Origin of the sequence: Lentzea sp. NPDC059081 (assembly GCF_042738015.1) — a bacterium.
In the GTDB taxonomy this organism is placed as follows: Bacteria; Actinomycetota; Actinomycetes; order Mycobacteriales; family Pseudonocardiaceae; genus Lentzea.
Genome location: NZ_JBHYGW010000014.1, coordinates 114,665 through 128,030 on the forward strand (window position 1 = coordinate 114,665; position 13,366 = coordinate 128,030).

16 protein-coding genes are annotated in these 13,366 nt (G+C 71.9%); 10 read left to right on the forward strand and 6 right to left on the reverse strand.

Translation table 11 applies throughout. From position 1 onward, the window contains the following. The first annotated feature begins 12 nt into the window (after positions 1-12). Both ACFWV3_RS27930 and ACFWV3_RS27935 read left to right on the forward strand, forming a co-directional pair. Positions 13-1,236, forward strand: coding sequence for a glycosyltransferase 87 family protein (locus ACFWV3_RS27930; protein ID WP_382415252.1), 1,224 nt, complete (start codon positions 13-15; stop codon positions 1,234-1,236). Beyond that, a complete protein-coding gene (locus ACFWV3_RS27935; protein WP_382415254.1) occupies positions 1,233-1,496 on the forward strand; it encodes a Smr/MutS family protein in 264 nt (87 codons plus the stop codon). Before ACFWV3_RS27930 ends, ACFWV3_RS27935 begins: the two co-directional genes overlap by 4 nt. 79 nt (positions 1,497-1,575) lie before the next feature. Here the strand turns inward: ACFWV3_RS27935 and ACFWV3_RS27940 are convergent, their stop codons facing one another. Next, positions 1,576-2,235: an MHYT domain-containing protein gene (locus ACFWV3_RS27940; protein WP_382415256.1), complete on the reverse strand. Its 660-nt coding sequence runs from the start codon at positions 2,233-2,235 to the stop codon at positions 1,576-1,578. Between the two features lie 162 nt (positions 2,236-2,397). Then, positions 2,398-3,480 (reverse strand): VanZ family protein, encoded by a 1,083-nt coding sequence (locus ACFWV3_RS27945; RefSeq protein ID WP_382415257.1) that lies wholly within the window; start codon positions 3,478-3,480, stop codon positions 2,398-2,400. Positions 3,481-3,774: 294 nt separating this feature from the next. Between ACFWV3_RS27945 and ACFWV3_RS27950 the strand changes: the two genes are divergently transcribed. Beyond that, positions 3,775-4,848, forward strand: coding sequence for a DUF917 domain-containing protein (locus ACFWV3_RS27950; protein WP_382415259.1), 1,074 nt, complete (start codon positions 3,775-3,777; stop codon positions 4,846-4,848). A gap of 64 nt (positions 4,849-4,912) precedes the next feature. After that, complete coding sequence (locus ACFWV3_RS27955; protein WP_382415261.1) at positions 4,913-5,344, forward strand: hypothetical protein; 432 nt, start codon at positions 4,913-4,915, stop codon at positions 5,342-5,344. On the opposite strand, the gene ACFWV3_RS27960 is transcribed toward ACFWV3_RS27955, so the two are convergent. Both ACFWV3_RS27960 and ACFWV3_RS27965 read right to left on the reverse strand, forming a co-directional pair. Then, positions 5,331-5,501 carry a hypothetical protein gene (locus tag ACFWV3_RS27960; RefSeq protein WP_382415262.1) on the reverse strand — a complete coding sequence of 57 codons (171 nt, stop codon included), beginning with the start codon at positions 5,499-5,501 and terminating at the stop codon, positions 5,331-5,333. The two genes, ACFWV3_RS27955 and ACFWV3_RS27960, sit on opposite strands and share 14 nt — an antisense overlap. A 1-nt stretch (position 5,502) precedes the next feature. Beyond that, on the reverse strand, positions 5,503-6,162 hold the full coding sequence (locus ACFWV3_RS27965; protein WP_382415264.1) for a class E sortase: 660 nt from the start codon (positions 6,160-6,162) through the stop codon (positions 5,503-5,505). 147 nt (positions 6,163-6,309) lie between these two features. Here ACFWV3_RS27965 and ACFWV3_RS27970 point away from each other — a divergent pair, with 147 nt between their 5' ends. Next, positions 6,310-7,311: a C40 family peptidase gene (locus ACFWV3_RS27970; protein ID WP_382415266.1), complete on the forward strand. Its 1,002-nt coding sequence runs from the start codon at positions 6,310-6,312 to the stop codon at positions 7,309-7,311. 219 nt (positions 7,312-7,530) lie between these two features. Then, positions 7,531-9,099 (forward strand): helix-turn-helix domain-containing protein, encoded by a 1,569-nt coding sequence (locus ACFWV3_RS27975; protein ID WP_382415267.1) that lies wholly within the window; start codon positions 7,531-7,533, stop codon positions 9,097-9,099. On the opposite strand, the gene ACFWV3_RS27980 is transcribed toward ACFWV3_RS27975, so the two are convergent. Further along, positions 9,092-10,114, reverse strand: coding sequence for a lytic transglycosylase (locus ACFWV3_RS27980; RefSeq protein WP_382415268.1), 1,023 nt, complete (start codon positions 10,112-10,114; stop codon positions 9,092-9,094). The two genes, ACFWV3_RS27975 and ACFWV3_RS27980, sit on opposite strands and share 8 nt — an antisense overlap. Further along, complete coding sequence (locus ACFWV3_RS27985) at positions 10,099-10,659, reverse strand: Pvc16 family protein (protein WP_382415270.1); 561 nt, start codon at positions 10,657-10,659, stop codon at positions 10,099-10,101. The genes ACFWV3_RS27980 and ACFWV3_RS27985 overlap by 16 nt, the downstream gene beginning before the upstream one ends. Positions 10,660-10,834: 175 nt before the next feature. Between ACFWV3_RS27985 and ACFWV3_RS27990 the strand changes: the two genes are divergently transcribed. The 4 genes from ACFWV3_RS27990 to ACFWV3_RS28005 are packed head-to-tail and all read left to right on the forward strand — an operon-like array spanning position 10,835 to position 13,349. After that, positions 10,835-12,349, forward strand: a complete 1,515-nt coding sequence (locus ACFWV3_RS27990; RefSeq protein ID WP_382415272.1) for a phage tail sheath family protein — start codon at positions 10,835-10,837, stop codon at positions 12,347-12,349. A 3-nt stretch (positions 12,350-12,352) separates the two neighbouring features. Next, positions 12,353-12,808, forward strand: a complete 456-nt coding sequence (locus tag ACFWV3_RS27995; RefSeq protein ID WP_382415274.1) for a phage tail protein — start codon at positions 12,353-12,355, stop codon at positions 12,806-12,808. Then, positions 12,805-13,197 carry a phage tail assembly protein gene (locus ACFWV3_RS28000; protein WP_382415276.1) on the forward strand — a complete coding sequence of 131 codons (393 nt, stop codon included), beginning with the start codon at positions 12,805-12,807 and terminating at the stop codon, positions 13,195-13,197. Before ACFWV3_RS27995 ends, ACFWV3_RS28000 begins: the two co-directional genes overlap by 4 nt. Continuing rightward, positions 13,194-13,349, forward strand: coding sequence for a DUF6760 family protein (locus ACFWV3_RS28005; RefSeq protein WP_382415278.1), 156 nt, complete (start codon positions 13,194-13,196; stop codon positions 13,347-13,349). Before ACFWV3_RS28000 ends, ACFWV3_RS28005 begins: the two co-directional genes overlap by 4 nt. Positions 13,350-13,366 lie beyond the last annotated feature (17 nt).

Genomic DNA, 13,366 nt, shown 5'->3' on the forward strand with positions numbered 1-13,366 from the left:
AGGCAGACCGCGTTGCACGTCCTGGGGAAGCTGGAGCGGTGGCTGCTGACCGCCGCGCCGTGGCTGCTGGCGGTCTCGCTGGTGCTGCGCACGTGGATGATCGTCACGGGCTTCGGCAACGACTCGATGGACCTGCGCGTGTACTGGTCGCTGGCACCGCACGTGCTCACCGGCGACCTGTACGACGTGGTCTCGCCGTACTCGCCCGCGGACTTCCCGCTGCCGTTCACCTACCCGCCGTTCGGCGCGCTGGTGTTCCTGCCGATGACGTGGCTGTTCTGGGGCGCCGCCCAGTGGAGCTTCCGCGTGCTGTCGGTGCTATGCCTCTACTGGCTGGTGCGCACGGCGTTGCGGCTGGTCGCGGGGCAGGCGTGGCAGGCGGACGGCAGGAGGTGGCGGGACCGGGCGCTGCTGTGGACCGCCGTGCTGCTCTGGATGATGCCGGTCTTCCACACCTTCGAGTTCGGTCAGATCAACCTGGTGCTGGCGGCGGTCGTGCTGGCCGCGCTGGTGGCGCGCGAGGACCCCGTGGCGGGCGCCGGGATCGGGCTGGCGTCCGGGGTCAAGCTCGTCCCGGCGATCTCGGGCCTCTACTTCCTCGCGACCCGCCGCTGGGCCGCGGCGGTGTGGTCGGCCGTCGCGTTCGCGGTCACCGCCGGCCTCGGCTTCCTGGTCGACTTCGAGCAGGCCGAGCGGTACTGGTTCGTGCTCTTCGGCGACGCCGGCCGGGTCGGGCCGATCGCCACCGCGCACAACCAGTCGTTGCGCGGCGCCCTGTCCCGCAGCGAGGGGCACGACGTAGGCATGTCGTGGCCGTGGGTGGTCGCGGCCGTGCTGGCCGTGGCCGTCGCGCTGTTCGCGTTGCGCTCGGCGGTGCGCGCCGGTGACGTGTTGATCGGCGTGCTGACCGTGCAGTTCCTCGGGCTGCTGCTGTCGCCGATCTCGTGGGACCACCACTGGGTGTGGGTCGCGCCGCTGCTGATCTGGTTGACGTACGGGAAAGTCGTGCCGTGGGCACGGGTCGTGCTGCTGGCGGTCTGGTGCCCGGTGATGTTCCTGGACGTGATCGCGTTCCAGCTCGACCGGCAGCCGACGATCTGGACGGTCAGCCGTCCCGGCTGGCTGTCGGCGCTCGGGTGGGCCTACCCGGCGTTCGCGCTGCTGACCCTGGCGGTCGTCGCGGTGGCGCTGCACGTCCCGGCCGCGCGCGCGGTCCGGCCCGCTCGGGCAGGATGAGGGCCGTGCCGGACAAGCTGACCGTCGACCTGCACCCGGTCTTCCGCAACGACCAGGACATCGACCAGGCCGTGCGCGCCGCGCTGTTCCGCGCGGCGGGGCAGCGGGTGCCGCTGCTCGAGATCATCACCGGCAAGGGGTCGGGCAAGCTGCGCGGCCGGGTGCTCGCGATGCTGAAGCAGCCGCACGTGCGCAAGCTCTACCGCCGGGTCGAGCTCGCGCCCGGCAACGACGGGATGGTGCTGGTGCACCTGCGGTAGCGCCCCAGCGGTGCCCAGGTCAGCGGTGCCCAGGTCAGCGGTGCCCAGGTCAGCGGTGCCCAGGTCAGCGGTGCTCGGGTCAGCGGTGCTCGGGCCGCCGGGTCTCGGTGCGCCGCATGACGCGGTCGAGCAGCTCGGCGTCCTCGGCCGCCTCCTCGTCCGACGTGGTGAGGGCGAGCAGGAAGATGATGATGACGCTGAACCCGGCACCGCCGATGATCAGCGACGTGATCAGCTCCGAGGAGTTGTCGACGACGGTCGGCGCCGTCGGGTCGAGCGTCATCCTCATCGCCTTCATGCCCGTGTAGTGCATGCCCGTCACGGCGACGCCCATCACGAGCGCGGCGCCGAGGACCGCGAGCGGGCCGCGGACGGTCCTCGTGAACCACAGCGCGGCGGTCGCGGCGACGACGGCGATCACGACGGAGAGCGTGACGATCAGGAGGTCGTAGGAGACGGTGGCGCCGATGATGATGCCCGCCATGCCGGTGTAGTGCATCGCGGCGACACCGAGGCCGGTGACGACACCGCCGATGATGAGCGGCGCCCAGCGGTCGTGGCTCTCGTTGTCCAGCCGCAGCACCAGGAACAGGCCGATGCCGACGACCACGATCGCGACGAGCATGCTCAGCAACGTGATCGGGATGTCGTAGGCGACCGTCGCGCCCATCCACGTGCCGAGCATGGCCGTGAAGTGCATGCCCCAGATGCCGAGCCCGCCGATCGACACGGCGGCCACGACCAGCCACCACTTGCGTGACGGACCGGTCGCGTTGCGTGCGCGTTCACTGGACAGAAGACCAAGCACAGAGCCAAGACAAGCCACGACGTAAGCGGTGATCGGCGAGGCCGTCCCCATGTCCATCCCCATGTCCATGCCCGGGATGGAAACATTCTGAAACTATGTACGCAAGGCCTGTTTGGACAGTCGTGACCTGTCCGAGGCGAGCAGGACGGCGCGGGTGCCCGACACGCGCTCGTGCCAACCTCGTTGATCACGACGGAAAACGGGCAGCACGAACGTCCACAATGCGACCGCGGCGATCGCCACGAGGTCCACGAGCACCATGTCGATCAGCGGCGATACGACAGTCGCATAGGTCAACAACCCGGTGACACCCAGGAGTTCCCTCAACACGATGCGTGCGGGGTTCGCGACGGAGCCGTTCTCGGCGCGAATCCGGTACCCCACAAGCCATCCACCAATCGTTATACCGCCGGTCGCGGAGGGCAGCACAACGCGCAACACCGCGAGCACTCCGAGTGCCCAGCGCGGATCCGTTGGCAGCGCGAGCTTCGCGATCACGAGCACCACCATCACGTCGGCGACGAGACCGAGCAGCCGGCGCGGCACCGACACCGTGCCGAGCGGCGCCGCCGAGTCGGCCGGGTCCGGCACCCTCGGCACCACGAGCGCGACCGGGGCGATCATCCACCCGAACAGCGCGCCGGCCGTGTTGGAGATGAGGTCGTCCACGTCGGCGATGCGGTAGGGGCACGGGTAGTAGCCGAAGTTGCCGGTGTACTGGACGACCTCGACCGCCAGCGAGATCCCGAGACCGATGGCCACGACGGCGAACGGCCCCTTGCCGTACGCCTTGCGCAGCACCACCCCGAGCGGGACGAACAACGCGACGTTGAACATCTGCTGGAGGAACGCCGACGACCGCACCATCGCGCCGACGCCGGAGCGCCCGTAGGCCGCCATGTTGTTGCGCATGTCCGTGACCCACTGGAACGGGACGGTGGACAGCATCTGGTCGCCCTGGCAGAGCTTCGACACGTCCGTGGGGAACGGCAGGAAGATCAACGCCAGCGCCACCAGCCCGTAGGCCAGCAGGCCGTACAGCACGAACGCCCGGCGCGGCTCCACCCGGCCGAACCGCCAGTAGTGCAGCAGCACGAGGGGAACGAGCACCAGCAGCCCGATCCCCACGAACGCCAGGAAACCCGTCCGAGCGGTCTCCCAGTACGACTCCACCATGATCCACCGCTCCGAGCTCGTGTCCGGCCTGAGGGGATTTGTGCCCAGCCGCGCTCGGGCCCAAACCAAGATCGGGGAAGATGAGCCGGACGGCCGCGCGCCCGGCGTCCACTTCGGGCAGCGCGGGTGGCCGGCGTGACGCGTGGGACCATGGGGGACGATGCGGCGGACGCCGGCGTGCCGACGCCGTTTCCCTTGTGGTTGCGCCATTCGAGCGCGTTCGGCCGGTGCCGCGTAACCCGGTGCGGGCGCGGGTCGTTGCCCCACCGCTGCACCTCGGCACGACGTGGGGAGATGGATGTGCGTCCGGGCACCGGCGCCGCAGACGGGGTGCGCCCCGCGGAGATCGACTCCGGCCACCTCGACGACCTCGCGCTCGGCTCGGCGGTGCTGAGCTCCGGCGGGGACGCGGCGCGGGCGGGGTTCCTGCACCGGGCGCTGCGCGAGTCCCTCGGGCCGGGGCTGGCGGTCCCGCTCGTCCAGGCGGCGGACCTGCCGCCGGACGCGTGGGTGGTGCACGTCGGGCTGCTCGCCGCCCCGTTCGCGGCGGGCGAGGCGATGCCGGTCGGCACGGAGCTCGCCAGGGCCGCCAGGGCGGTGGCGCACCGGCGGCAGGTGCCCGTCGACGCCGTGGCGACCATCGAGATCGGCGGCCACAACGCGGCGGCGGGGGTGCTCGCGGCCGTCCGCCTCGGTGTCCCGCTGGTCGACGGCGACCTGATGGGCAGGGCGTTCCCGCGCATCGACCAGACGATCCTCAGCGCGTCCGGCTTCCCGCTCACCCCCGTCGTGCTGCTCGACGCCGACGGCGGGCAGGTGACCGTCGAGACGGACGACGCCGGTGCCGTCGCGCGCATCGCGGCCGCGGTGTGCGCGACCGTCGGCGGCTGGGTGGCGGTGGCCACCACCCCGGTGCGCGCCCGCGACCTGGCCGAGCACGGGATCAACGGCTCGGTCACTCGGGCGATCGGGCTCGGCAGGACGTTGTCGGCGGCGCACCCGCCCGCGGATCTGGTCGCGGAGCTGGGCGGGGAGGTCGTCTTCCGCGGCACGGTCGTCGACGTCGTGCGGACCAGCTCGCCGTCGGTGGCGGTGCTGGAGGGCGCGGACAACCGGTGGGACGTCGCCAGGATCGACATGGTGGGCGAGTTCCTGGTCGTCGCGGTCAACGGCGAGGCGGTGGCGACCACGCCGGACGTCATCTGCGTGGTCACCGAGTCCGGTGAGCTGGTGGGCGTCGAGACGGTGCGGCGGGGACAGGCGGTGCACGTGGTGCGGCTGCCGTCCGACCCGAAGTGGAAGTCACCGGAGACGTTGCGGCTGTCCGGGCCCGAGGCGTTCCAGATCGCGATGGACCCCGTGCTGTAGCTGCCCTTTCGGCTGCCCGAGCCGGCGTCGCCGACCGGCACCGGTGCCTCCTAGGCTCGCGCTCGTGGGAGACTTCGTGCTCAAGTCCGGCGACGTGCTGCGGATCACGGTCGCGCCGCCCGCGGTGGTTCCGGCGCTGGCGGCCCCGCTTCCGTTGAAGGGCAGCAGTTCCTCCGTGACGGTCGGCGGCTCACCCGCGTGCGTCATGGGCGACGAGCTGCCCGACGCGGTGCGGCAGCCTCTGTCCTACACCGCGCCGCCGTTCACCAACCCCGGCACCGGCAAGGTCCAGATCCTGCTCACGCCCCGCAACACGACCGCGATGACGAGCAACGGCCCCAAGCTGCTGCTCAAGGGCGGGCCGTTCCCGGTGGTGTTCACGGTGACGACGCCCGCGACCCAGACCACCCCCGCCGGGCCGGTCCCGGATCCGGTGCTGGTCAAGAACTTCACGGCCTCGTTCGTCACGACCAACACCACCGTCACCGCGGGCTGAGCGCCTCGACGGTGCTGTCGGAGAACGGCAGCAGCGGGTCGAGCAGCGGGAACACCACGTACCACAGGAGCAGGCCCAGACCGCACAGCACGACCAGTGCCACCACCAGCCGGAGCGCGAACGGTCCCGGCAGCCTGCGCCACACCCACGCGTACACGTCAGCCCTCCGTCTTGGGGCGGGAGTCCGCGAGCCGTCCGTGCACGACCAGTCGCTGGTAGTTGTCCCACTTGGGGTTGCAGGTCGTGAGCGTGATCGACGCCCACGACGGGGTGGCGCCGGGCTCGCCGGGCACGGGGGCGAGCACACCGACGGCACCCGGCCTGACCACGAGCACCGCGCTGACCCGGTAGTCGAACCACCGCGTGCGCGTCTCGACCTCCAGAAGGTCGTCCGGCCGCAGGAGGTCGAGGTCCCAGAACACGCCGGGGGAGCGGTGCCCGGCGACGGCGAAGTTCCCCTTCTCACCCGGTTCCTGGGTGACCGGGTAGTGCCCGGGACCGGTGCGCAGGTCCGCGGGGGTGACGCCCTCGACCACCGTCCACTCCAGACCGAGGCGCGGGATGCGCAGGCGGGAGAACGGCGCCCCCTCGGCGGGCGGCGGCGCGGGCGCCGGGTCGTCCCACTGGCGGGCGAGCAGGTCGTCGACGCGGTCCTGCTGTCGTGAGTACTGCTCGGCCTTTCCCCACACCTCCCAGGCCGCGAGCAGCGCGAGCACCAGGCCCGCGGTCACCGCGAGCTCGCTCACGACCGCGCCGCCCGAGGGGCGCCGGGGACCGATCACCACGTCCCGGCCGCGCACGACCCGCCTCGACGCCATCCCCGGACTTTAGCGACAATTCCGCGCGGAAAAGCGGGCCGCGAATTCGGGTGCGCATTAGTCGGCGCGATGAGGCAACGCGGATTGCCCGGAAGACCAACCGCTGGTCCGGGGCTTCGCGGGACGAGAGCGCATAGCTTCCGGTTTATGAGTCCGCCGATCGCACACCGGGCCTGTGCGGCGATGGCGTGCGTCCTGTTCGCATTGTCCACCGCGCCTGAGTCCGTGGCGCAGGAAGCGCCCACCACGGTCGCAGGCCTGCTCACCTACTACTACGACCTCGGCCGGCGCGCAGAGGCCGTCAACGAGCAGCTGCTCAAGGCCGAGGAGGACCTCGCCGCGCACCGGCGGGACGCGGCGCTGGCCGCCGAGGAGGCACGGGCCGCGGCGGACCGGTGGGACCGGGCGTCGCGGGACGCCACCTCTGCCGCGGCCGAGCAACGGTTCGTCGTCCTGCTGGATGCCGTGCGGGACAACGGGATCCGGTTCGCCGACGGTGAGCTCGCGGCCGAACGCGCGAGCCTCGCCGGTGCGGTCGCCGACACCGTGCGGGCCGGCATCTCGGCCACGCTCGCCACCGCCGACGCGGCCAGGCGGACGGCGCAGGCGGGATCGGACGCCGCGGCCGCCGCCACCGCGAAGTCCGCCGCGACGGCGGCCGAGGTGACCGCTCGCCGCGCGGAGCTGGGCAGGCGGATCGACGAGGTCCGGGCGGCGCTCGACGCCTTGCCCGCCGACCAGGTCTCCCTGCTGCGGACACGGGTGGTCGCCCCGGAAGTCGTGGTGGGACAGGACATCGCGGGTCGCGCCGTGGCGTTCGCCCTCGCGCAGCTGGGCAAGCCGTACGAATGGGGCGGCGTGGGCCCGGACGCGTTCGACTGCTCGGGTCTCGTGCAGGCCGCCTACCGCTCGGCGGGTGTCGTCCTCCCGCGGGTCGCCGCCGACCAGGCCAGGGTCGGCGTGCCGGTCGCGAGGGCCGACGTGCGCGCCGGGGACCTCGTGTTCTTCCACGAACCCGTCACGCACGTCGCGATGGCGATCGACGGGACGAGGGCGGTCCACGCCGCGACTTTCGGCCAGCCCGTCAAGGTCTCCCCGATCGACGGCATCGGCCGCATCACGGCAATCAAAAGAAACACCAGCGGCTGATGAGCACGTATCCTGAAAGAACTCCGGCGGCCAGGCGGATGCGCAGCGTGACCATTACTCCTTTCGGCCAATCGTGGGATCGAATTGGGTGAGGAAGGGTATTCGTGTGGCTCAATGAGTGAAGGGGAACTCGGTCACGCTCGGCCGTTCACGGCGGGCCCGCTCCGCGGAGGTGCTGACGATGGCGCTCGCCCACACCGCGGCCACCGGCCGGGGACGATGAAGACGCGGAACGACACCCCGCTCACCGTCGGGGACCTCCTCACCACCGCGCTCCTGCGCGACGCCGAGCTGCTCGCCGGGGGCCTGGGCACCAGCCGCGAGGTCGTCGACGTGGCGTGGTGGGACGGCGGCGAGGTGCCGGAGTGCGGGCACCGGGTGCTCGTCCACGAGGGACTTCAGCCGTTGCCGCCCTACCTCGTCGAACAGGGCCTGCGGCGGGCGGAGGCCGCCGGGGCGAGCGCGATCGTGCTCGCGGGCGCCGTCGACGAACCGGTCTTGTCCACGGTACGGCTCGCCGAACGCCTGGGACTGCCGCTGATCGCCGTGTCCACCGCGGACTCGCGCGAGTTCGGGCACTCGCTCGCCGTGCTGGTGCGCTCACCGGAGATCGCCGCCGCGCGCCAGATCGAGTCGCTGGTGCGCAGGTTGCGGTCGCGCCGGCGCTCGCCCGACGCCATCCTCGCCGCGCTGGACGACGTCGCGGGCCTCACCGCGGCGGTGATCGCGGCCGACGGCTCGCCGTTGCTCGGCACCCCGCCGGAGTGCCCGAAGGGCGCGCGCCTCGACCTCGCGGTGCCGCAACAGGTGCCGGACGCCACCGGCACGGTGCTGCTGCAGCCCGTGCAGACCCAGTCGGCGCGCGGCATCATCGCGTGGCTGGTCACGCACGTGCCGACGTGGGTGCCGCGGCTCGCCGACTCGGCGGCGGACCTGCTGTCGGTGCTGGAGCCCGCGGTCGCGGCGTGGCTGACCGAGGAACGCCTCACCGCCGAGCAGCACTACCGGTTCCGCACCCAGCTGCTGGCCCAGCTCGTCGCGAAGGGCGAGGCGGTGGGCAGGGAGTCGGTGCAGCAGGCGGTCACGGCCGGCTGGCGGCTCTACGGCTGGCACACCGGTGTCCACATCGGACTGCGCCCGGCCGCGATCAGCGGTGACAGCAGGGACTTCGTAGTGGCGCAGTACGCGCGGGTGCGCGAGGCGTTGCGCGACGAGGGCCTGGACGGCCCGCTGGTCGAGCAGCGGGACGGCTGGTCGGTGTGGACGACGGCGGCGGGGTCGCCTCCCGTCGCGGACCAGCAGGAGGTCACGCGCACGGTCGCGCGGGTGCTCGACCGGCTGCCCGCGGGCTGGGGCGCGCACGCCGGGGTGGGCCGGCCGCACCTCGGCATCGCGGGGATCGGGGCCACGCTCGGCGAGGCGCGCGACGCGGCCAGGCTCGCCCGCGGCGAGTCGACCGGCACCAAGGTCAAGCACGTCGACGAGCTCGGCATGTCCCGCGTCCTGCTGTCGTGGCAGCACTCGGCGGACCTGCGCGCGTACGTCGACTCGATGCTCGCGCCGATCCGCAGGATCAACGGCGGCCAGTTGCTGGAGACGTTGCGCACCTACCTCGACAACCGGTCGTCGGTCGGCCTCACCGCGGAAGCGCTGAAGCTGCACCGCAACACCGTGACGGCCCGGCTGGCGCGCATCCGCGAGCTGCTCGACGTGGACCTCGACGACCCGGACGAACGGCTGGCGATCGCCATGGCGTGCCGGATCGTGGAGGTCGAGGGCCTCACCTGACGATCGTCCGCAGCAGCCCGAGCAGCGGGCCGAGCAGCGGATCGAGCAGAGACGGTGGCGGCGCGGGCTCGCTGGACGACGGGGGAACCGACGACGGCGGGGTGCCCGGTGCGGCCGGTGGTTCCGGGGTGGTGGACGGCGGCGCGGTCGTGGGAGTGGTCGTGGCAATGGTCGTGACAGCGGTGGAGGGCTCGCCGGACGACGTCGGCACGGACGCCGGCTTCGGCGGGAGCGGCGGTGCCAGCGCGATCACCAGCGGCACGTCCCGCGTGCCGTCCCGGTACGAGACGGCCAGTGCCAGCACGGTGTCCGCGTACGAGTCGGAGTGGTTGTACCGCAACACCGCGGCCCGTCGCTGCGCCGGATCGGACAGCACGGCCGAGCCGCTGCACAGGTAGAGCCCCGCGCCCACGGCGGCGTCGAAGATGTTGTCCGGGTCGCCCTTCGGGTGCACGGCCCGCCAGGTGCCCGGCAGGAACTGCATCGGCCCGACCGCCCGGTCGAACGCGGGGTCGCCGTCCACCCGGCCGCCGTCGGTGTCGGTGACGACGGCGAACGGAGGACCGTCGAGCCGCGGGCCCCTGATCGGCGGCGCGGTGGTCCCGTCCTGGCGCAGCACCGCTCCGCCGAACCGGCCGTGGTCGGTCTCGACGCGCCCGATCGCCGCGAGCAACGACCAGTCGAGCCCGCACCGGGGAGCGCTCACGGCCAACGCGCCGGCCGCCGCGTGGTAGGCCCGCGACGCGACCTCGGGAATGCCGGTGGACGCCAGCGCGTCGGGTGCGACCTCGGCGAGCGCGGGGGAGTCCGGCGCGGACACCGGCTCGCTCGGCACCGGCGGCACCGGCGTGGCACGAGGTCCGAGCGGCAGTTCCTCCGAGCTGGTCCGCACGGCCTGCGGGGTGCGCGCGGACAGGCCGAACGCGGTCGCCAGGCCGAGTGTGGCGACCGTCAGCGCGAACGAGACCTGGTTCATCCACGGCCACTCCGGTGGCTCGTTCAGCGCCGGGGCCACGTCCGCACCCGCCTTTCGGAACCCGTCCGCGCCACCCGGCCCGCCTCCAGGTGCAGCCGCCGGACCGGCGCGCCCACCTCGTGGTCCACCGGCAGCACCAGCGGAGCGGTCACGTCCAGAACGAGGTACGGGTGCTCGGCGCCGAGGTCGTCGTGGGCGCGCAGGGCCGTGCCGACCGGCAGGCCCGTCTCGGCCAGCGCGGGAGGCAGCAGGTCCTGCGGCAGCACCTCGTGCGTGACGCAGGCGCGCACCGCGTGGTCGAGCAGATCGTGTTCCACGGCAGGGGATTCCGCCCGTGCCGTCACCGTGTAGGTGAGGTGGAAGAACAACGGCGCCGGCTGCCGGCCGACGACCGCGCCCTTCTCGTCGCGCACGTCCTGCCAGGGGTCGGACGGTCTGCTGCCCGGCACCTCGCCCACGGTGTGCAGCAGCAGGTGCACGGCGGTGTCCGGTCTCGGACCAGGCCGGTCGAACCGGATGTCGGTGCGGTCGGGCAGGAACGCCGTCAGCAACGCCCGCAGCGCTTCGTCCACGTCGGGGATCACGCCTGCCAGCGTCGGTCCTCGCCCGCGCGGCGGAGGCGGGCGGGCGAGCACCCGCCGGTGCACCCGCGGTGCCTGATCAGGCAGCGGCCCTCTGCCCGTGCCGCAGCACGTCTCGCACGGGATCTCCCGTTCCTGCCGGGGAAAGCTGTTGATCACGGCAATGACAGGAGGGACCATGCCCAGCTATCTCGCGCCCGGTGTCTACATGGAGGAGGTCTCCTCCGGGTCGAAGCCCATCGAGGGCGTCGGCACCGCCGTCTGCGCCTTCGTCGGCTTCGCGCCCAGAGGACCGCTCGACACGCCCACCCTGGTGACCAACTGGAGCCAGTTCACCCAGACGTTCGGCGACTTCACGGCGGGTTCGTACCTCGCACCGGCGGTGTACGGCTACTTCCTCAACGGCGGTGGCGCCGCCTACGTGGTGCGCGTCGGTGCCGAGCCCGACGACGGCAAACCCGCGCGTGCCGTGGTTCCCGCGATCGGCGACGAGGGCAAGCACGCCTTCACCGTGCGCGCCCTGGAGGCGGGCGACGGGTTGTCGGTCGAGGTGACCGAGGCGGGCGAGAACGCCGACGACACGTTCAAGCTGCTCGTCAAACGCGGCGGCGAGGTCGTGGAGACGTTCGACAACGTCTCGCTCAAGCGCGGCCAGAACAACGTGGCCACCGCGGTGAAACAACGGTCGAAGCTCATCGCCGTCGAGGAGACCAAGTCGTCCGGCGCACTGGTCGCACCGCGCCGCAACGAGCTCGTGCCGCTCACCGCCGCCGTTCAGGCGGAGTCGGTGCGGGCGCAGGACTACGTCGGCGACGCCGCCGACCGCACCGGGTTCGCGGGCCTGGAGGCGATCGACGAGATCACCATGCTGTGCGTGCCGGACCTGATGATGAGCCACGCGCAGGGCGGGCTCGACCTCGACGGCGTGAAGGCCGTGCAGCTCGCGATGATCGCGCACTGCGAGCTGATGGCGGACCGCGTCGCGATCCTCGACACCCCGCCGGGGCTCAACGCCCAGCAGGTCAAGGACTGGCGCGTGAACGGCGCGGGCTACGACTCGAAGTACGCGGCGCTGTACTGGCCGTGGATCAAGGTCATGGACCCGGTCAGCGGCAAGCCGGTGCACGTGCCGCCCAGCGGGCACATGGCGGGGATCTGGGCGCGCAACGACGACACCCGCGGCGTGCACAAGGCCCCGGCCAACGAGGTGATCCGCGGCGCGATCTCGCTGGAGCTCGCCATCACCAAGGGCGAGCACGACCAGCTCAACCCGGTCTCGGTCAACTGCCTGCGGGCGTTTCCGGGACAGGGCATCAGGGTCTGGGGCGCGCGCACGCTCTCCAGCGACCCGGAGTGGCGCTACCTCAACGTCCGCCGGCTCTTCAACTTCGTCGAGAAGTCGATCCTGCAGGGCACCAACTGGGTCGTGTTCGAGCCGAACGACCCGAAGCTGTGGGACTCCGTGAAGCGCACGATCACCATGTTCCTGCGCGGGGTGTGGCGCAACGGCGCGTTGTTCGGCAACACGCCCGCCGAGTCGTTCTTCGTCAAGTGCGACGCCGAGAACAACCCGGCCGACAGCAGGGACCAGGGCCTCCTCGTCGTCGAGGTCGGCATCGCCCCGGTCAAGCCCGCGGAGTTCGTGGTCTTCCGCATCTCGCAGTACGCCGACGGTTCCGCCCTCGAGGAGTGACGAATGATGCCCACCCCCATCGGAGCCCAGGACGCGCTCACCGCGGCCCGGTTCTCCATCACGATCGACGGCTACGAGATCGCCCAGTTCTCCGAGCTCTCCGGCATCACGACCGAGGTCGAGCCCGTCGACTACCTCGCCTCCACCGACCGCGAGGTGACGTTCAAGAAGCTGCCCGGCAAGGCGAAACCGCCGACCATCGTGCTCAAGCGCGGCAAGACCGCGGGCATGGAGCTGTGGGCGTGGCACCAGGCCGTGCTGATGGGCGACGTCCTGGCGGCGCGCAAGAGCTGTTCGCTCGTCATGTACTCCACCGACGGCAAACCGGTCGCGCGTTACTACCTGGAGCACGCGTGGCCGGCGAAGCTGGAGGTCGGCGCGCTGAAGGCCGGTGCCAGCGAGGTGCTGATGGAGACCGTGACGCTGGTCTGCGAGCACCTGCAGCGGGTGTCGCCATGAGCACCGCGACCGAGCAGGCGCTGCGCACGGAGTACCCGTTCACGTTGCCGCGCGGCTACGTCGACGAGTCGGGCCGCCTGCACCGCGAGGGGGTCATGCGGCTCGCGACCGCCCGCGACGAGCTCACGCCGCAGAACGACGGCAGGGTCCGGCAGAACCCGGCCTACCTCACCGTCCTGCTGCTCGAACGCACGGTGACCAAGCTCGGCTCGCTGCCTGCGGTCGACACGTTCGTCGTGGAGAACCTGTTCGCCTCGGACCTCGCGTTCCTGCAGGACCTGTACCGCCGGGTGAACCAGCAGGGCCACACCGAGATCGGCGTCGTCTGCCCGTCCTGCGGCACGGACTTCGCCGTCGACGTGGCGGGTGATGCACCGGGGGGATCGTGACGTACGCGGCCGGCCGTCTCTGGGAAGAGGTCGCGTACGTCGCCTACTACTTCCACTGGCCGCTCGACCAGATCCTCGACCTGGAGCACGGTCACCGCCTGACCGTGATCGAGGAGATCGGCAAGATCCACCAGGCGATCGACTCCGCCTGACGTTCCGCGGGAGCACC

Bases quoted from the DNA above. Each gene is read 5' to 3' on its own strand.
- ACFWV3_RS27935 (WP_382415254.1), top strand. From the start codon at position 1,233: ATGAGGGCCGTGCCGGACAAGCTGACCGTCGACCTGCACCCGGTCTTC.
- ACFWV3_RS28000 (WP_382415276.1), top strand. From the start codon at position 12,805: ATGAGCACCGCGACCGAGCAGGCGCTGCGCACGGAGTACCCGTTCACG.
- ACFWV3_RS27990 (WP_382415272.1), top strand. From the start codon at position 10,835: ATGCCCAGCTATCTCGCGCCCGGTGTCTACATGGAGGAGGTCTCCTCC.
- ACFWV3_RS27975 (WP_382415267.1), top strand. From the start codon at position 7,531: ATGAAGACGCGGAACGACACCCCGCTCACCGTCGGGGACCTCCTCACC.
- ACFWV3_RS27970 (WP_382415266.1), top strand. From the start codon at position 6,310: ATGAGTCCGCCGATCGCACACCGGGCCTGTGCGGCGATGGCGTGCGTC.
- ACFWV3_RS27995 (WP_382415274.1), top strand. From the start codon at position 12,353: ATGATGCCCACCCCCATCGGAGCCCAGGACGCGCTCACCGCGGCCCGG.
- ACFWV3_RS27945 (WP_382415257.1), bottom strand. From the start codon at position 3,480: ATGGTGGAGTCGTACTGGGAGACCGCTCGGACGGGTTTCCTGGCGTTC.
- ACFWV3_RS27965 (WP_382415264.1), bottom strand. From the start codon at position 6,162: ATGGCGTCGAGGCGGGTCGTGCGCGGCCGGGACGTGGTGATCGGTCCC.
- ACFWV3_RS27950 (WP_382415259.1), top strand. From the start codon at position 3,775: ATGGATGTGCGTCCGGGCACCGGCGCCGCAGACGGGGTGCGCCCCGCG.